Annotated in this window: 17 protein-coding genes; 15 read left to right on the top strand and 2 right to left on the bottom strand. The window is 62.9% G+C overall.

All coding sequences use genetic code 11. The features are described from left to right. Positions 1 to 4 precede the first annotated feature (4 nt). The 10 genes from purH (at position 5) to Q1A91_RS04600 (ending at position 12,211) form a co-directional block, all read left to right on the top strand. Complete coding sequence (gene purH, locus Q1A91_RS04645) at positions 5 to 1,591, top strand: bifunctional phosphoribosylaminoimidazolecarboxamide formyltransferase/IMP cyclohydrolase (RefSeq protein ID WP_299873494.1); 1,587 nt, start codon at positions 5 to 7, stop codon at positions 1,589 to 1,591. Between the two features lies 1 nt (position 1,592). After that, complete coding sequence (lspA, locus tag Q1A91_RS04640; protein ID WP_299873491.1) at positions 1,593 to 2,093, top strand: signal peptidase II; 501 nt, start codon at positions 1,593 to 1,595, stop codon at positions 2,091 to 2,093. A gap of 50 nt (positions 2,094 to 2,143) precedes the next feature. Continuing rightward, positions 2,144 to 2,662, top strand: a complete 519-nt coding sequence (locus tag Q1A91_RS04635) for a DUF3035 domain-containing protein (RefSeq protein ID WP_299873488.1) — start codon at positions 2,144 to 2,146, stop codon at positions 2,660 to 2,662. 166 nt (positions 2,663 to 2,828) lie between these two features. Further along, entirely contained in the window at positions 2,829 to 4,154 is a 1,326-nt protein-coding gene (locus Q1A91_RS04630) for a pitrilysin family protein (protein WP_299873714.1), read from the top strand. Next, on the top strand, positions 4,151 to 5,467 hold the full coding sequence (locus Q1A91_RS04625) for a pitrilysin family protein (RefSeq protein ID WP_299873485.1): 1,317 nt from the start codon (positions 4,151 to 4,153) through the stop codon (positions 5,465 to 5,467). Before Q1A91_RS04630 ends, Q1A91_RS04625 begins: the two co-directional genes overlap by 4 nt. A 144-nt stretch (positions 5,468 to 5,611) precedes the next feature. Further along, entirely contained in the window at positions 5,612 to 7,102 is a 1,491-nt protein-coding gene (locus tag Q1A91_RS04620; RefSeq protein WP_299873482.1) for a DUF4173 domain-containing protein, read from the top strand. After that, a complete protein-coding gene (locus Q1A91_RS04615; RefSeq protein ID WP_299873479.1) occupies positions 7,102 to 7,788 on the top strand; it encodes a response regulator transcription factor in 687 nt (228 codons plus the stop codon). The genes Q1A91_RS04620 and Q1A91_RS04615 overlap by 1 nt, the downstream gene beginning before the upstream one ends. 20 nt (positions 7,789 to 7,808) lie before the next feature. Beyond that, positions 7,809 to 8,717 carry a HAMP domain-containing sensor histidine kinase gene (locus tag Q1A91_RS04610; RefSeq protein ID WP_299873476.1) on the top strand — a complete coding sequence of 303 codons (909 nt, stop codon included), beginning with the start codon at positions 7,809 to 7,811 and terminating at the stop codon, positions 8,715 to 8,717. 408 nt (positions 8,718 to 9,125) lie between these two features. Beyond that, entirely contained in the window at positions 9,126 to 10,973 is a 1,848-nt protein-coding gene (mutL, locus tag Q1A91_RS04605; RefSeq protein WP_299873473.1) for a DNA mismatch repair endonuclease MutL, read from the top strand. After that, positions 10,970 to 12,211, top strand: coding sequence for a DNA recombination protein RmuC (locus tag Q1A91_RS04600; protein WP_299873470.1), 1,242 nt, complete (start codon positions 10,970 to 10,972; stop codon positions 12,209 to 12,211). The genes mutL and Q1A91_RS04600 overlap by 4 nt, the downstream gene beginning before the upstream one ends. A gap of 103 nt (positions 12,212 to 12,314) precedes the next feature. Here Q1A91_RS04600 and Q1A91_RS04595 read toward each other — a convergent pair whose 3' ends face one another. Then, entirely contained in the window at positions 12,315 to 12,950 is a 636-nt protein-coding gene (locus tag Q1A91_RS04595) for a ChrR family anti-sigma-E factor (protein ID WP_299873467.1), read from the bottom strand. 15 nt (positions 12,951 to 12,965) lie between these two features. Continuing rightward, positions 12,966 to 13,475, bottom strand: a complete 510-nt coding sequence (locus Q1A91_RS04590; RefSeq protein ID WP_299873711.1) for a sigma-70 family RNA polymerase sigma factor — start codon at positions 13,473 to 13,475, stop codon at positions 12,966 to 12,968. A gap of 292 nt (positions 13,476 to 13,767) precedes the next feature. Here Q1A91_RS04590 and Q1A91_RS04585 point away from each other — a divergent pair, with 292 nt between their 5' ends. From Q1A91_RS04585 to Q1A91_RS04565, 5 genes are read left to right on the top strand one after another with little or no spacing between them, the layout of a single operon-like run. Continuing rightward, complete coding sequence (locus Q1A91_RS04585; RefSeq protein WP_299873464.1) at positions 13,768 to 15,087, top strand: FAD-dependent oxidoreductase; 1,320 nt, start codon at positions 13,768 to 13,770, stop codon at positions 15,085 to 15,087. Then, positions 15,084 to 15,842, top strand: a complete 759-nt coding sequence (locus tag Q1A91_RS04580; RefSeq protein WP_299873461.1) for a DUF1365 domain-containing protein — start codon at positions 15,084 to 15,086, stop codon at positions 15,840 to 15,842. Before Q1A91_RS04585 ends, Q1A91_RS04580 begins: the two co-directional genes overlap by 4 nt. Beyond that, positions 15,842 to 17,080, top strand: a complete 1,239-nt coding sequence (locus Q1A91_RS04575; protein WP_299873458.1) for an MFS transporter — start codon at positions 15,842 to 15,844, stop codon at positions 17,078 to 17,080. The genes Q1A91_RS04580 and Q1A91_RS04575 overlap by 1 nt, the downstream gene beginning before the upstream one ends. Further along, complete coding sequence (locus Q1A91_RS04570) at positions 17,080 to 17,640, top strand: DUF3833 family protein (RefSeq protein ID WP_299873455.1); 561 nt, start codon at positions 17,080 to 17,082, stop codon at positions 17,638 to 17,640. Before Q1A91_RS04575 ends, Q1A91_RS04570 begins: the two co-directional genes overlap by 1 nt. Then, the gene (locus Q1A91_RS04565) at positions 17,640 to 18,371 is read left to right on the top strand and encodes an SDR family oxidoreductase (RefSeq protein ID WP_299873708.1); all 732 of its coding nucleotides are present in this window, start codon (positions 17,640 to 17,642) and stop codon (positions 18,369 to 18,371) included. Before Q1A91_RS04570 ends, Q1A91_RS04565 begins: the two co-directional genes overlap by 1 nt. Positions 18,372 to 18,400: the final 29 nt, after the last annotated feature.

The following is an 18,400-nucleotide window of genomic DNA, read 5'->3' as shown; positions in this document are numbered from 1 at the left end:
TGACATGCCCGATCTTTCCCCCGTCAAACGCGCGCTTCTTTCTGTTTCCGACAAGACCGGCTTGATTGAGCTGGGGCAGGCGCTAGCCCGGCATGGGGTTGAGTTGTTGTCTACGGGTGGCACGGCGAAGGCGCTGCGGGACGCGGGGCTTGAGGTGGCGGATGTGGCGGATATCACGGGTTTCCCTGAGATGATGGACGGGCGCGTGAAGACGCTGCATCCGGCGGTGCATGGCGGGTTGCTGGCGCTGCGCGACAATGACGATCACGTGGCGGCGATGGACGCGCACGGGATTGCGGGCATCGATCTGGTGGTGGTGAACCTCTACCCGTTTGAAGAGACGGTGGCGAAGGGGGCGGCCTATGCCGAAGTGATCGAGAATATCGACATTGGCGGGCCAGCGATGATCCGGTCAGCGGCGAAGAACCACGGGTTTGTGAGTGTCATCGTCGATACGGAGGATTACGCGCCGTTCATTGCGGAGATGGATGCGCATGGTGGGCAGACGGGCTATGCGCTGCGGCAAAGGCTCGCGCAGACGGCCTATGCCCGGACCAGCGCCTATGACATGGCAGTGAGCACCTGGATGGCGGGCGCGGTTGAGGGCACCCCCCGGCGGCGGACGTTTGGTGGTGCGCTGGTGCAGAGCCTGCGGTACGGGGAGAACCCGCATCAGGCGGCGTCGTTTTATAGTGATGGTTCTGGCGCGCCGGGGCTGGCCACGGCCACGCAGCATCAGGGCAAGGAGTTGTCCTACAACAACATCAACGACACGGATGCGGCCTTTGCTTTGGTGAGTGAGTTCCGGCCAGAGGATGGCCCGGCTTGTGCGATCATCAAACACGCGAACCCTTGTGGGGTGGCGCGGGCGGACAGTCTGGCGGCGGCCTATGAGCGGGCGTTTGATTGTGACCGGACGTCAGCCTTTGGCGGGATCATCGCGGTAAACCAGCCGCTGGATGGACCCACGGCAGAGGCGATTTCGGGGATTTTCACGGAAGTGGTGATTGCACCCGGTGCGGACGCGGATGCGCGTGCGGTGTTTGCGCTTAAAGAGCGGTTGCGGTTGTTGACCACGGATGGGCTGGCCGATCCGACGGCGGCAGGGCTGGCGGTGCGGCAGGTGTCGGGCGGTTGGCTGGTGCAGGACCGGGATGTGGGGCGTGTGGCCACAGGTGATCTGAAGGTTGTGACCAAACGCCAGCCCTCGGCGCAGGAGATGGCGGATATGCAGTTCGCCTGGACGGTGGCGAAACATGTGAAGTCGAATGCGATCATCTATGTGAAGGATGGCGCGACCGTGGGTGTGGGCGCGGGCCAGATGAGCCGGGTGGACAGCACGCGGATCGCGGCGCGCAAGGCGCAGGATATGGCCGACGTGATGGGGCTGTCCGCGCCGCTGACCCAAGGGTCGGTTGTGGCATCAGATGCGTTTTTCCCCTTTGCGGATGGGTTGATCACGGCGGCGGAAGCGGGGGCGACCGCGCTCATCCAGCCCGGCGGGTCGATGCGGGACGATGAGGTGATTGCCGCCGCGGATGAGTTGGGGCTGGCGATGGTGTTCACCAACATGCGCCACTTCCGGCACTGATATGCGCGCGCTGACCCTTGCGGCCCTTGCGGCATTTCTGATCGATCAGGTCAGCAAATATGTCGTCATCCACATGTGGGAGTTGGCGCGCATCCGGTCGATTGACGTGCTTCCGCCGATCCTGAACTTTCGCTACGGCGAAAACCGGGGCATCAACTTTGGCCTGTTCGGCGATGGGTCGGAGGCGAGCCGCTGGTTCCTCATCGGGCTGGCGGTGGTGATCTGCGTCGGCGTGGTGATCTGGATCAGGCGTTCAACCCAGCCGCGGCTGGCGCTGATCTGTGCGGGGTTGTTGGTGGGCGGTGCGCTGGCCAATGTGTTTGACCGGCTGCTTTATGGCTATGTGCTTGATTTCCTGAATATGTCCTGCTGCGGGATCAACAATCCCTTTGTCTTCAACATTGCCGATATCTTCATTTTTGCAGGCGCGATCGGGTTGGTTTTCTTTGCCGAGGATGGCAAGGCTGCCGTGTCTGAGGGGCAAGACAAAAAACGCCAGTGACATTGCCTGCCCGCCTGCGATATTGAAGGGGCAGACCAAAGGAGACCGCAATGCGCGCACTCGTCATTCTGATCCTGATCCCGCTGGCTGTTTCAGCCTGTGCGAACAACGGCCTGCGCGATCTGCGCACGAATTCCAGCGGACCTGACGAATTCATGATCCAGCCCGTGAAGGCGCTGGAAGCGCCGGCGAGCTATTCCGAACTGCCCACGCCGACACCCGGTGAGGCCAGCATCACCGACCGGTCGGCATTGGCAGAGGGGGCTGCGGCCTTTGGCGGGCGGCTGGACAATCCGGATGCGGGGATTCCCGCCAGCGATGGCGCCTTGGTGCAGCATGTCAGCCGCAGTGGTGTGAACCCCAATATCCGCGCAGACCTTGCAGAGGCGGACGCGCAGTTCCGCAAGCGCAAGCAGCGCTTTACCCAGATCCGGCTGGTGCCGGTGGACCGCTACGATCAGGCCTACCGCCGTCAGGCGCTGGATGCTGAGGCAGAGGCGCTGCGTTGGCGCGGTGCAGGTGCCCGCACACCTTCCGCGCCGCCTCAGCCGCGCCGTCCCATCTTCTGATCCGCATGGGGCAGCGGGTGACCGCCCGCCGCTGCGGCATGATCGCTCACTTTTGCGCGGGGCGTCTTGATTGTGGGGGCGTCCCACGTACGTATTGCGCAACCCGCAGCACGTGAGGACCCTGATGATCCGTCTGAGACAGAAACTGCCTTTGATCGCCACCGTGATGGCGTTTGCTTTGCCTGCGTTTGCCGCGCAGGCGGCTGAAACCGCCACCGGGAATGAAGCGGTGACCGCGTTTACCCTTGAGAACGGCATGGAGGTTGTGGTGGTCGAAGATCACCGTGCGCCTGCCGTGCAACAGATGGTCTGGTACCGCGCGGGATCAGCGGATGAGCCAATCGGCTCCTCCGGTGTGGCGCATTTTCTGGAGCATTTGCTGTTCAAGGCCACCGACAAGATGGAAGCGGGGGAGTTTTCCGCCACCGTGGCCGCCAATGGCGGGCGGGACAATGCGTTCACCAGCTATGATTACACCGCTTATTTTCAGCGCGTCGCGGCGGACCGGCTTGAGTTGATGATGCAGATGGAATCCGACCGGATGAAGAACATCCGTCTGACGCCGGACAACATCCGCACCGAACGCGATGTCATTCTGGAAGAGCGCAACCAGCGCACGGATAATTCCCCCGGCGCGTTGTTCAACGAACAGATGAACGCGGCACAATACCTCAACCACCGCTACGGCGTGCCGATCATCGGCTGGCGCCACGAGATGGAGCAGCTCGACCTCGACGATGCGCTGTCGTTTTACGAGACCTATTATTCGCCCAACAACGCCATTCTGATCGTATCGGGAGATGTGGAACCCGAAGAGGTGAAGCGGCTGGCGGAGACGTATTACGGCGTGATCCCGGCCAATCCGGAACTGCCCGAACGCGTGCGCTCGCAAGAGCCGCCGCAGACGGCGGAGCGCCGGTTGGTGTTTCGGGACCCACGGGTCGCACAGCCCTATGTGAGCCGGTCCTATCTTGCACCCGAACGCGACCCCGGTGCGCAGGAAGAGGCGGCGGCGCTGACCCTTCTGGCACAGGTGCTGGGGGGCGGGCAGACGTCTTATCTGGTGGACAAGCTCCAGTTTGAAGAGCAGTTGGCGACCTACACCGGGGCGTTTTACCGGGGCGGCACCTTGGATGACACCACGTTCAACGTGGTGATGGTGCCTTCTGCCGGGGTCAGCCTTGAAGAGGGCGAGGCCGCCATGGATGCGGCCATTGCGGCGTTCCTTGAAGAAGGGGTGGACCCGGCGCAGCTGGACCGCATCAAGCTCCAGATCCGGGCCGAGCAGATCTATGCCCGCGACGATGCGGAGCGGGTGGCCAACCGCTACGGTCGCGCGCTGTCGATCGGGCTGAGCGTGGAAGACGTGCAGGCCTGGCCTGCCATTCTGGATGCGGTGACCGCAGAAGATATCATGGCCGCCGCGCGCAAGGTGTTCAACCCGGAGACATCCGTGACCGGTTGGTTGATGAAAGAGGAGCCCCCCCAATGAGAGCGATTGTTGCGTTTGTCCTGACGGTCATGCTGGCGCTGCCTGCCCGGGCGGATGTGGATATTCAGGAAGTGACCAGCCCCGGCGGGTTGACGGCATGGCTGGTCGAGGAACCCTCGATCCCCTTTGCCGCCGTGGAAATCCGTTTTCGCGGCGGGGCGTCCCTGGATGCACCGGGCAAACGCGGGGCGATAAACCTGATGACGGCGCTTTTGGAAGAAGGTGCTGCGGATATGGACGCGCGGGATTTCATCCGCGCGCAGGAAGAGTTGGCGACGACACTGTCTTTTGATGCTTCGGTGGATGAGGTGTCCGTGTCTGCGCGGTTCCTGACTGAGAACCGCGATGCCTCCATCGCGTTGCTGAAAGCGGCGCTGACCCAGCCGGTCTTTGATCCTGAGGCCATTGAGCGGGTGCGCGGGCAGGTCCTGTCGGGGATCCGGTCAGATCTGAAGGACCCCAATGACATTGCCCGCGAAGCGTTTCGCCAGATTGCGTTCGGGGATCATCCCTATGGTTCGTCCCTGAACGGCACGCAGGCAAGCGTGGAAGCCTTGACCCGCGATGATCTGGTGGCCGCACACAAGGCGGTGCTGGCCCGCGACCGGGTTTATATCGGCGCAGTGGGTGACATCACGCCGGAAGAGCTGGGCGCACTGATGGATGAACTGCTGGGCGATCTGCCTGCCACCGGGGCGGAGATGCCAGACCGCATTGACGTCGACATTCCCGGCGGCATCACCGTCGTTGATTTCGCCACACCGCAGTCGGTTGCGATTTTCGGGCAGGGCGGCATCAAGCAGGATGATCCCGACTATTTTGCCGCTGTGATCCTGAACCATGTTCTGGGCGGCGGATCGTTCGAAAGCCGCCTGATGCAGGAGGTGCGGGAGAAGCGCGGGCTGACCTATGGCGTGTACTCCTACCTTGCCCCACGTGATCTGGCGGAGACCTATCAGGGCTCGGTCAGTTCTTCCAACGACCGGATTGCGGAGGCGATTTCGGTGATCAAGGACGAATGGCGCAAAGCCGCGACAGAGGGGTTGAGCGATGCAGAGATCGAGGCGGCGAAGACCTATATCACCGGTGCCTATCCGCTGCGCTTTGATGGCAATGGGCCGATTGCGAATATTCTGGTGGGCATGCAGATGATTGATCTGCCGATTGACTATATCGCCACACGCAATGCGCGGGTGGAGGCGGTGACGCCCGAGGATATTGCGCGGGTGGCCGGAGAGTTGCTTGACCCCGATGGGTTGCATTTCGTCGTCGTCGGTCAGCCCGAAGGGGTGGAAAGCACCGCCGCAAACTGATCCGGTTGGACGTTGCGTTTTGAGGGGAGTGGCGCCTGCGTTGCTCCCCTTTTTTGTTTCTGCACGATTTCTGCACATCTGCCCCGGCGGGCCTGCACGCGGGCCTGTCAGACAGGGGGCAATCAAACGCAGGAAGGTGCAGGCATGAAGACGACATTGATCCGGGGGGTTCCCCCGTCCGTGCAACAGGACGGCTGGTGGTTGAGCGGGGAGGCCGCGACCGGCGGGCGCCCGAGACAGCCGTCAGAGGCCCGAAAGATGCCGCCGCAACTGCTGTTGCTGGTGATGCTGATGGTGCTGGGGGATGTGCTGGTCTGGCAGGTAATGCCGGGGGTGTCGCTGGCGGTGTTTTGTGCAGCCTTGGTGCTGGGGGCGGTGGCGCTGAAGCCCGGCGGGTTGAGCCGGCGGCAGGGCGCGCGGGTGCTGGGAGGCACGTTTCTGGCGGTGATGCCGCTGGTTGAGCTGGTGCAGCCCCTGTCTCTGTTGATTGCCTTTGTCGGGATTTCGCTGGTGCTGGCCACCATTGCCGGGGTGCGCGCCCGCGCATTGGGTGCGGCGGCCCTGTGGGTTTGGCCCTTGGGGATGCGGCAAGGCGCGCGGGATCTGCGCGGCGTCGTTGGGCGTTGCAACGTCGGTGATCTGGAGCCGGACGTTATGGGCCTGTTGCGCGGGTGGGCCGTTCCATTGGGGCTTGGTGGGTTTTTCGTGCTGCTTCTGATGGCGGCGAACCCGGTGGCGGGTGCCTGGGTTGCGCGGCTTTCACAGGTTGATCCCGACCTGCCGGATGGCGACCGGATGGTGTTCTGGCTGTTGCTGATCCCCGTGGTCTGGGCCGCGCTGTCTGCACCAAGGATGCGAGAGCAGTTGCGCGCTGAGGCTGCGGCACGGTCTGTCAAACAGGGACCCGCTCAGATCGGGTTGATCAATTCCCTGTCGACGGCGCGGGCGCTGGTTCTGTTCAACGCGGTCTTCGCGGTGCAGACGCTGATGGACATGGTCTATCTCTATGGCGGTGTGGGCCTGCCTGCGGGGATCACCTATGCCGAATACGCCCACCGGGGGGCCTATCCGCTGGTGATCACAGCGCTGCTGGCGGGGGGATTTGCCCTGATGTGTCAGCGCTGGATCGCCGGCAGTGCGGTACTGAAAGCGCTGCTGGTGCTTTGGGTCGCGCAGAATGTGGCACTGGTGATCAGTTCCGAGGTGCGGCTGTCGCTCTATGTGGAGGTCTACGGGCTGACGCGGCTGCGGTTGGCGGCGGCGATCTGGATGGGGCTTGTGGCCGTGGGGCTGGTGATGATCCTGTGGCAGGTCTGCGCAGGGTTTGGCAACCGTTGGCTGCTGGTGCGGCTCAGCGCGCTGGGGGCCGGGGTGCTGTACCTTTGTGCGTGGGTGAGCTTTGATGCGGCGATTGCGCAATACAACCTGAGCCATGATGTGAAACGCGATACGTTTTACCTGTGCCGTCTGGGCGACGGCGCGCAGCCGGTGATTGCGGCCTATGATGCCCAGCGGGAGACGACGCTGTGCCGATGGCCTGCCGCCGCCGATCTGCCGCAGGACTGGCGCGAATGGGGCTTTCGCAATTGGCGCGCGCGAAATAGCCTGAACGCCATCCAGACCGGGAACTTCTGATGGTGCCGCATATTCTGATTGTTGATGACGACCCGCAGATCCGGTCGGTGCTGCGCATCGCCTTGCGGCAGGCGGGGATGGACGTGGAAGAAGCGGGTGACGGCGAGGAGGGGTTGAGCAAGGCCCGCTCTGGCCGGTTCGATCTGGTCATTCTGGACATTGGCCTGCCTGCGCGGGACGGGCTGGAGGTGTGCCGGGCGCTCAGGGCCAGTGACCAGACGCCGGTGCTGTTTCTGACCGCCCGCGATGATGAGATTGACCGGGTGCTGGGGTTTGAACTGGGCGGCGATGATTATGTGACCAAGCCGTTCTCCCCCCGCGAATTGGTGGCACGGATCAAGGCGATCCTGAAACGCGGGATGCCGCAGGCGGCTTTGGGCGTGCAGACGCGCGGGGTGCTGCGTCTTGATGCGGCAAGGCATGCCTGTCTGGTGGCGGAGACCTCCGTGCCGCTGACCGCGCGGGAGATGGGGATACTGGCGCAGCTGATGGCGCGGCCCGATCAGGTGATCGCGCGGCCTGCGCTGGTGGATGCGGTTTACGGCGTGGGCATGGATGTGTCGGACCGGACGCTGGACAGCCATCTGCGCAACCTGCGCGCCAAGCTGGCAGAGGCGGGATGCGCGCAGGCCATTGAGACGGTGCATGGCGTGGGCATCCGGATGGGGCCATGCAGCCCCGCGTGAGGCGCAAATGGCGCCCGCCCTTGGCGTTGGTCGTGGGCGGGACGCTGGCCGGTGTGCTGGGCGTGCCGCTGGTGGGCATCGCGTATTTCCGGGTGGCGGGCAATGTGCTGGGCTGGGCGGAGACGTCGTGGCTGATTGGCTGGACCGCGGTGGTGGCGACGGCGATCCTTGGGTTTTTGTTGTGGCGGCTTGTGCTCAGGCCGGTCTATGCGCTGACCGCCCATGCGCGGGCGGTCAAGGCGGGGCGGATGGATGCGCCGCTGCCTGCGCATTTCGGCACGCCGGAGTTCTCCGAACTGGGGCAGAGCGTGATTGACATGGGCACCACCTTGCACAACCGCGCCGACAGTCTGCGCGCCTATGCGGGCCATGTCACCCATGAGTTGAAATCCCCGCTGACAGCCATCGCCGGAGCGGCAGAGTTGTTGCAGGACGCGGGCAGCGCGCAGGACCGGGTGGATCTTGCGCGGACCATTGCTGAGGCCGCCGCCCGGATGGAGCATCTGCTGGATGATCTGCGTGCGCATTCCGCGGCGGGCATGGCGCGCTCGGGCGGGGTGGCGCGGCTGTCGGAGGCGGCGGCCGCGTTGGACGGTTTGCGGATTGAGGTTGAGGCGGATGGCGAAGTGCCGATGCCCCATGACGATCTATGCGCCGTTTTGCGCCAGTTTGCGCAGAACGCGGTGACCCATGGGGCGGATGTGCTGAGGCTGGTCTGGCAGCGGGATGTGTTGGCGGTGATCGACAACGGGCGCGGTGTGGCGGCGGGCGATCAGGCGCGGCTGTTTGATCCGTTTTTTACCACAACACGGGATGAAGGCGGCACTGGAATGGGGTTGAGCATTGTGCAGGCGCTGGCGGGTGCGCACGGCGGGCAGGTGCGCTTTGTGCCGGAACCGGCAGGCGCGCGATTCGAGATACGGTTCTGATCCGCGCGGATGGACCGAAGGATGGAAATCGCCTCCCAATCCACCAGAGAATCACCCGATTCGCACTTTTTCACCCAACCGATTCGTTTTCCCTTTGACCTGCGAATCATCCCCTGTGTATACGGGTTCAACAGATAACGGCCAGGACGGCACATTGCCCAACCTGTCGAGCAGAGGATGCGCCCTGGGGGATAGTGGGGCGCGTTCACGGTCGGCCACATGCCTGACATGACAGGCAGCGCCGGATTTCCCCAGCGACTGACCTTTGTCCGACAAAAAATACAAAAACCGGCGGTGCAGCAGTCAGTCATATCGGGTCGTCCCTCCCTCGGGGGCGACCCGTTTTCGTTTGCCTGATACGCCGCTGGCACTGGCAGAATCGCGTGCAATCATGCTAGGTCTTGCGGCATGGCGCATCCTAACCCCAACATATCCACAGACCGGCCCCAGATCAGGCAGCTGGACGACGCAGCGATCAACCGCATTGCGGCAGGCGAAGTGGTTGAACGTCCGGCCTCTGCGGTCAAGGAACTGGTTGAAAACGCAATCGACGCAGGGGCGCGCCGGATCACGGTGGAATATGCCGACGGGGGCAAGACGCTGATCCGGGTGACGGATGATGGCTGCGGGATTGCGCCGGATGATCTGGCGCTGGCGCTGTCGCGGCATGCGACGTCAAAAATTGACGGCTCGGACCTGTTGAACATCCACACGTTTGGCTTTCGCGGTGAGGCGCTGCCGTCGCTTGGGGCGGTGGGGCGGTTGAGTATCGTGAGCCGCGCGGCAGGGCATGACGCGGCGGAGATCCGTGTGAGCGGTGGCAAGATGGGTGCGGTACGGCCTGCGGCCTTGAACAGCGGGACGGTGGTGACGCTGCGCGATCTGTTTTTTGCCACGCCGGCGCGGCTGAAGTTCATGCGCACCGACCGCGCCGAAGCGCAGGCAATTGCGGATGTGGTCAAGCGTCTGGCGATGGCGGAGCCGTTTGTGCAGTTCACGCTGCGCGATGTGTCCGGCGATGGCGCGGGGCGTGAGGTGTTTCGGGTTGGTGCCGCGCAGGGCGATCTGTTCGAGGCGCTGCGGGGGCGGCTTTCGGATGTCATGGGGCGGGAATTTGCCGACAATGCGCTGGCCATTGATGCCCAGCGGGAGGGGCTGCATCTGACCGGGTTTGCAGCATTGCCCACCTATTCGCGGGGGGCGGCGGTGGCGCAGTTCCTGTTTGTGAACGGGCGGCCTGTGAAGGACAAGCTGCTGACCGGGGCCTTGCGGGGGGCATATTTTGATTTCCTGAGCCGGGACCGCCATCCGGCGGCGGCGCTGTTCATTGATTGTGATCCGACGCTGGTGGATGTGAACGTGCATCCGGCAAAGTCCGAGGTGCGGTTCCGCGATCCGGGGCTGGCGCGGGGGCTGATCGTGTCGGCCCTGCGCCATGCGCTGGCAGAGGCGGGCCATCGGGCCTCCACCACGGTGGCGGATGCCACGCTGGGCGCCATGCAGGCGGAGCCGGTGGGCGGGGCACGGGTGTATCAGATGGACCGTCCCTCGCTTGGCGCGCGCATGGCGGCCTCGCAGGCGCAGGCCCCGGCGTTTGCCGAAACGCGCGGCGTCTGGGGCCGGGTGGAGAGCCCGGCTGAAGAGACGGCCGCGCCGGTCGATGACGCGCCGCAGGATTATCCGCTGGGCACCGCGCGCGGGCAGGTGCATGAGAATTACATCATCGCCCAGACCGCGACAGGTATGGTGATTGTCGACCAGCATGCCGCACATGAACGGCTGGTCTATGAGAAGCTGAAACGCCAGATGGCAGAGAATGGCGTGGCCGCGCAGGCCCTGCTGATCCCGGAGATCGTGGAACTGTCGCCGGGGGATTGTGCGCGGCTGTTGGAGATGCAGGCGGCCTTTGCGCAGTTCGGCCTTGGCATCGAAGCTTTTGGCGGCGGTGCCATTGCGGTCCGGGAGACACCGGCGCTTCTGGGGCAGGTGGATGCGCGGGCGATGCTGCTCGATATTCTTGACGAGTTGGCTGATCAGAATGACAGCACGCTGTTGCAGGCCCGGATCGAGGCGATCCTGAGCCGGGTGGCCTGTCATGGCTCCATCCGGTCGGGCCGCTGGATGCGGGGCGAAGAGATGAACGCGCTGCTCAGAGAGATGGAGGCAACGCCTCATTCGGGGCAGTGCAACCATGGGCGGCCGACTTATGTGGAATTGAAACTTGCCGATATTGAGCGGCTCTTCGGGCGGACGTGATGGAAATTTCAGGTGTTTTCTACCAGTGGGATGACCCCCGCGTGATTGCCGCCCTCATCGCCGGGGCGGTGGTGCTGCTGATGCTGGTGTTGCTGATTGTCGCAGTGCGTGCGTCGGGGCGGTCGGCGCGTATGGCGGCACCGCTGGGCCAGCAGTTGCAGGTGCTGGGCGGGCATGTGCAGCAGTTGGGGGCCTCACAAGAGCGGTTGCAGGGCGGATTGCAGACGGTATCGGACACGCAGACCAATGCGCAGGCGCAGGTCATTCAGACGATGGAGACCCGGCTGAACACGGTGCAATTGCAGATGCAGGAGCGGCTGGCGGAGAATGCCGCGCGGTCCCAGCGGGCCTTGGCAGAGATGCAGGAGCGGATGAATCAGACGCTGCATGGCTCGGCCAAGCAGACCACGACCAGTCTGACGCAGTTGCAGGAGCGGTTGGCAGCGATTGACAAGGCGCAGGACAACATCACCAAGTTGAGCGGCGATGTGCTGAGCTTGCAGGATATCCTGAGCAACAAGCAGACGCGCGGCAGTTTTGGCGAAATCCAGCTGCATGACATCGTCAGCAAGGCACTGCCTGCAAACAGCTATGCCTCGCAGGCCACGCTGAGCAACGGCCGGCGGCCTGATTGTCTGGTGCATCTGCCGAACCCTCCGGGGCCGATTGTGATCGACAGCAAGTTCCCATTGGAGGCCTATGAGGCGCTGCGGGCGGCGGAGAGTGACCATGCACTGAAAGACGCTGTGCGCGCGATGAAAGTCGCGGTGCGCAAGCATATTGATGACATCTCCGAGCGCTACATCATCGAAGGGGAGACGGCGGACGGGGCGTTGATGTTCCTGCCGTCGGAAGCGGTCTATGCGGAGTTGCATGCGAATTTCGGGGAGTTGACGCGCTACGGGTTTGAGAAGCGCGTCTGGATCGTATCACCGACCACCTGCATGGCGACGTTGAACACCATGCGGGCGATCCTGAAAGATGCGCGGATGCAGGAGCAGGCGGGGGCCATTCGCCGCGAGTTGGGGATGCTGCACGCGGATGTGGAAAGGCTGGTCACGCGGGTGGGCAAGCTGGACACGCATTTCAATCAGGCGCGCAAGGATGTGGATGATATTCTGATCTCGGCTGAGAAATCCGCGAAACGTGCGGGCCGGTTGCACAACTTCGATTTTGAAGAGTTGGCGGAGGAAAGGCCTGCGTCCTCCGTTGTGCCGTTGGAGCGGCCGAAAGGGTAGAGCCACGAAGACCGGCACGCCGGTCTATGAGAGACGCTGTCTCTCACACTCTCTGAGATATTTATGGCCAAAAAGAGGGAGGGCCTAGGAGAGGCCCTGCCGCTCAGATGCCGACGAAGCGCTGGACGACGCGGGGGAGCCAGCCTTTGAATGTCAGAGGCGCGTCGGTGACGGCAAGGCAGATGCAGTCCGCGCCGGGGGCTGCGACGGGTGTGTGGGTCACATCGCTATCGGCCACTTCGAGGTCGCCACGGGCGAAGTGATCCCCCTCATCGGCGAAGGCCCCTTGCAGCACCAGTGTGAGTTCGTTGCCTTCGTGGCTGTGATCGGGGATCGCGACACCGGCGGGGATGCGCAGCAGACGCGCGCTGGCCTCGGAGGAAGTGGGCAGGATGGCTTGTTTCACGCCCATCCCGACAGGACGCCATTTGACCGCGTCAAGGTCGCCCCCGACATAGGGGTGCAGCGGCGCAGGCAGGATGCCGGGCGTGCGGGGGGGGCGCGGGGCCTGCGGTGTGTCGAGGGCGGCCATCGTGCGTTCAAGGCTTTCGGCGCACATGGCCACATCGGCGGCGCTTTCGAGCAGGCTGCCGCCCACCGCATCGCAGCTTTCGACCACCGCGCGGCAGTCGTCACAAAGCGACACATGGGCCGCGATGATCAGGTTGAAGGCTTCGGGCAGATTGCCGGTGGCATAGGCCAGCAGTGTGGCTTCCTGGGGGTGATGTTTGATCGTCATTGTCCCTGTTCAAACTCATTGCATGGCGTGGCGCAGACGGTCGAGTGCGAGCCGGATTCTGGATTTGATCGTGCCAAGTGGCAGACCGGTGATGCGCGCGATTTCGGATTGGCTGAGATCGGCGAAGTAGGCCTTCTCAATCAGATCGCGCTGGGCGTCAGGCAGCTTGGCGAGGGCGGCGCTGAGGTTTTCGCTGTCTTGTTGCAGGGCGATGACATCGGCCTGATCGGGTTCCGGTTCGGGGCCCCATGTCAATTCTTCGGGTTCGGGGCGCCGCTGACGGCGCAGCATGTCGATGCGGCGGTTCCGGGCGATGGTGAAGATCCATGTGGCCACAGAAGCGCGGGTCGGGTCAAACTGCCCGGCCTTGTTCCAGAGCGTTGTCAGGACGTCCTGCGCGCATTCCTCCGCCATGGCGGCATCTGCGCCGGATTTGATCAGGAAGCCCTTGATGCGGGGGGCAAAGTGATTGAAAAGTGCCGCGAAGGCAGATCGGTCCTGATGATCCCGCACCAGTACCATCATCTGCACCCAGTCTGTCTGCTGGCCCGCATCAAAGCCGAGCTTTTCGTTTGCCACACCCATTTTTCCTGCCATTTCCACCCCGTACAGCCCCTGGGCCGAGCGTCCAATGATGGCTGCGGCGGGTGTTTGGGTTTCCAAAGGTGTAACTTGAGCTAGCATAAGAGGGGTACGCGGCAAGTGCCCAAGTGGATCAAAGGTGAGTGAGAAAAAACTTTGCAACTCTTTTACATCCGGACCCGTGTTCTCTGCGTAACCCTATTTACCGTTTCACCACCACAGGAAGTCACCCTCTATGCCTTTTGAAGACCCCACACTCGGGACGCGCCTGACCGCGCAGCCGCCTCGTAAGATTGCCGTGATCGGTGCCGGTATTTCCGGCATGGGTGCGGCCCATATGCTGGCGGATCGCGATCACGTCACCTTGTTTGAAGCGGGCGCGCGGCTGGGCGGGCATGCGCGGACGGTGGTTGCGGGCAAGAACGGGGATCAGCCGGTGGATACCGGGTTTATCGTGTTCAACTATGCCAATTATCCGCATCTTGCGGCGTTGTTTGAAAAACTGGACGTGCCCGTGGTGACGTCCAACATGAGCTTCGGGGCGTCGATCGATGGCGGGCGGATGGAATATGCGCTCAACAGCATCAATTCGATTTTTGCCCAGAAGCGGAACCTGATGAACCCACGCTTTCTGCGGATGATCCGGGACATCGTGAAATTCAACAAACAGGCGCTCAGCCTGTCGGGGAACAAGACCCTCACCATTGGGGAGTTTCTGGATCTGCTGGGAATGGGGACGTATTTCCGCAAGTACTATCTGACGCCGCTGTCGGGGGCGATCTGGTCAACGCCGACGGAGAAGATCATGGATTTCCCCGCCCATGCGATGATTTCGTTTTTCGAGAACCATGCGCTGCTGGCCTATTCGGGCCAGCATCAGTGGTACACGGTGCAGGGCGGTTCGCAGTCCTATGTGTCGCGGCTGGAAGCGGCGATGCGCGGGCAAGGGGTTGAGGTGCGGCTGAACGCGCCGATTGCGGGTGTCAGGCGCACGGGCTTTGGGGTGGAAGTGCAGGCGAGGGGCGGCGATTGGAAAGCCTTTGACGAAGTTGTTTTTGCCACCCATTCCGATGACACGCTTGCCATGCTGAGCGATGCCGACCCGCGGGAGGTGGCCACGCTTGGGGCGATCAAGTATCAGCCCAACGACATTGTGCTGCATGCGGATGCCAGCATCATGCCCAGGCGCCGGTCGACCTGGGCGTCCTGGGTCTATACCGAGGACCGCACGGCGCAGAGCGACCGGATTGATCTGACCTACTGGATGAATTCGCTTCAGCCGATCCCGATGGATGATCCGCATTTTGTGACGCTCAACACCAAACGCAGCATTCGCGAAGAGCTGATCTATGATCAGGTCACGCTGCGCCATCCGGTGTATGATCTGGACGCTTTGGCCGCGCAGGAGCAGATTGCGGGTTTCAACGGCAATCGCAACACGTGGTTCTGCGGCGCCTGGATGGGGCATGGGTTCCATGAAGATGGATTGCGGTCAGCGGTGAACGTGGTGGAGGCGCTGCGCGCGACACCCGCTGTGCCGATGGCAGCCGAGTGATGCAGAGGGTTGATCATATCGCGGGGCATACGTTCCATGGCCGCAAAGGGGCTGTGGACAATGCCTTTCGGTATTCGATCGACTATGTGTTGTTTGATGCAGAAGCCCCGTTGCAGACGCCGTGCCTGTTCGGGCGCAACAGGGCGGGGCTGACATCGGTTCAGGACAGGGATCACGGTGGGCCGCCGAAGGCCGGGTCAGGTGCTGTCTGGGCGCGGGAGGTGTTGGCGACACATCAGATCACCGGTGTGGCGCGGCTTGAATTGCTGACCCAGCCGCGGGTTCTGGGCCATGTGTTCAACCCGGTCAGTTTCTGGCTCTGCCGGGATGCAGAAGAGGCGTTGATCTGTGTGATTGCCGAGGTCAGCAACACTTTCGGGGATCGCCACTGCTATCTGTGCCATCACGATGATCTGCGGCCCATTCTGCCCAGTGACCACTTGCAGGCGGCGAAGATCTTTCATGTCTCGCCGTTTCAGCCGGTCGAAGGAGGATATACGTTCCGCTTCGACATCCGGCCCGACAAGATCGGGATCCGGATCGACTATAGTGCGGGTAATGGTGGTTTGATTGCCACGCTGGAAGGGCCGCGTGCGCCGCTGAGCAATCGCAGCATTCTGCGCGCGATGTGGCGGCGGCCCTTTGGGGCGCGGCGTGTGCTGTTCCTGATCCACTGGCAGGCGGTCAAGCTGTGGGTCAAACGCGCACCGTTCCGGTCCCGGCCGGAACCCCCCACCCAAGACGTGAGCCGTTGATGCGCACTGCCCGCGCGCAGCGTTTGCCCTCTTATGCTTTGTTCGCGGCGTTGCTGTCGGCGGCGGGGTTGCCGATCTACATTCATGCGCCGAAGTTCTATGTGGACGAATACGGGGTGTCATTGGCCGCGTTGGGCACGGTTCTGTTTGGCTTGCGCTTGCTTGACGTGGTGCAGGACCCGCTGCTGGGGCGGCTGTCGGAACGGTTGCGGCATCAGCGCGGGGTTGCCGTTGGCATTGGGGCGGCGGTGATGGCTGTGGCGATGGTCGGGCTGTTTGCGGTTGCGCCACCGGTTGCGCCGGTGCTGTGGTTTGCGATGATGCTGACGCTGGTGTTTTCCGGGTTCAGCTTTCTGACGATATGCTTTTACGCGCAGGGCGTGGCCAAGGCAGATGCGATGGCGCGGGGCGGGCATCTGTTGCTGGCGCGGTGGCGTGAGACCGGCGCGCTGTTGGGGGTTTGTGCGGCTTCTGTTGCGCCTGTGGTGCTGGGCGTCTGGATGGGCGCACCCTTTGCCGGTTTCGCGGTGGGGTTCGTGGGACTTGCGGTCCTTGCTGTGCTGGCCATGCAGGGCGAATGGCGCGCGGTGGACCTGCCGCCTTCAACCGGTTTTGGAGCGGTTCTGAAAGACAGCCTCGCGCGGCAGCTTTTGCTGATTGCGCTGCTGAATGCTGCCCCTGTTGCCGTCAGTTCCACCCTTTTCCTGTTCTATGTGGAGCGCGCGCTGGAAGCGCCGGGATGGGAAGGACCGCTGTTGCTGCTGTTCTTCCTGTCGGCGGCGGTGGCGGCCCCGTTTTGGAGCATGATGGCAGAACGGTTTGGCGGCAAACGGGTGCTGTTGCTGGCGATGGTGCTGGGCATTGTGGCCTTTGGCGGTGCGCTGTTTCTGGGGCCGGGTGATGTGTGGCTGTTTGCGCTGGTCTGCGTGGCGTCCGGCGCGGTGCTGGGGGCGGATCTGACCCTGCTGCCTGCGATGTTTGCCACACGGATGGCGAAAATCAGCCCGTCTGCGGCCGAAGGGTTTGGTCTTTGGTCCTTCGTTTCAAAGTTCACGTTGGCTTTGGCGGCGGTCGTCCTACTTCCCCTACTTGAGAATGCAGGATTGCAGACGGATGGGGCAGAAAGCCCGCCGGAAGCGATCCGGTTGCTGGTTGTGCTCTATGCGGGTGTGCCCTGTGTCTTGAAACTCTGTGCGATTGCCTTGCTCGCACGTGTCCCGACGGTTGAGGAATTGTGATGGAAGCGCTGGTGTTTGTTCTGCTGGGTGTCGTGCTGACGCTGATGTGCGTGTTTCTGCGCCGTCGGTACGCGGCATTTTATGGCCAGACCCCGGAGGATTACGAGGAGGGATATCCCTCGTTCGATCTGCGCCGCCACCTGAACGGGGATATGGTGTGCGACGGGGTAATCTTCGGCCCGCTGGGCCGTGTGACCAGCACTTTCGTGGCGGACTTTCGGATCACCTGGGACGGTGACGTTGCCGTGATGGATGAACATTTTCGCTACAACGACGGGTCAACCCAGCAGCGGCAGTGGACGATCAAACTGGGTGAGAATAACCGATTTGAAACGATTGCAGCGGATGTTGTCAAAGGCGGGCAAGGCACATTGGCAGGATCTGCGGCGCTGATGCGGTATGCCATCCAACTGCCGGAAGAGGCAGGCGGGCATACGCTGAACACCGTGGACTGGATGTATCTGACGCCCAGCGGCGTGATCGTGAACCGCAGCCAGTTCCGTAAGTTCGGCATCAAGGTGGCTGAGCTTGTGGCAACGATCAGACCAAAGGGCTCATGATGCGCGCGTGGCAGGGAAAACGGTATTGGCTGGTTGGTGCCAGCGACGGTCTGGGTGCGGCACTGGCCCACAAGATGAACCGCGCGGGGGCGGAGGTGATTGTGTCCGCCCGGTCAGCGGACAAGCTGGAAGCACTGGTCGCGGAACTGCCGGGCAAGGCCTCCGCGCAGACCATTGACGTGTCGGACGACGCCAGCGTCGCTGCCGCTGCCGAAGCGGTGGGAGAGGTGGACGGTGTGGTGTTTCTTGCAGGGGTCTACTGGCCCTTCGGCGCGCAGGACTGGGATGCGGCACAGGCCACGGCGATGGCGGATATCAACTTCACCGGTTTGGTGCGGGTGATGGGGCAGGTGGTGCCCGCCATGGTGGCCCGCGATGAGGGTCATATCGTGATCACCTCCAGCCTGACCGGTTTCAGGGGGCTGCCGGGATCCATTGGCTACACCGCATCCAAGGCCGCGACCATGTCGCTGGCGGAGTGCATGTATGGTGATCTGCGCAAGACGGGTGTGGATGTGCAGGTGGTCAATCCCGGTTTCATCAAGACCCAACTGACCCAGAAGAACGACTTCAGCATGCCGTTCATCATGTCGCCTGAGGACGCCGCCCGGGAGATGTTTGAGCATATGGGCTCCCAGAAGTTCAAAAAGAGCTTCCCCTGGGCGTTTTCCATGGTGTTCCGGCTGAGCCAGTTTTTGCCGGATTGGCTGTATTTCCGGGTGTTTTCCTGATGAGGTATGCTGTCCGGCGTTGATGGGTT

The organism is uncultured Sulfitobacter sp. (assembly GCF_947500075.1).
In the GTDB taxonomy this organism is placed as follows: Bacteria; Pseudomonadota; Alphaproteobacteria; order Rhodobacterales; family Rhodobacteraceae; genus Sulfitobacter.
Note: the sequence above shows the minus strand (reverse complement) of the source record. Positions and strands in the feature narration are given on the sequence as shown.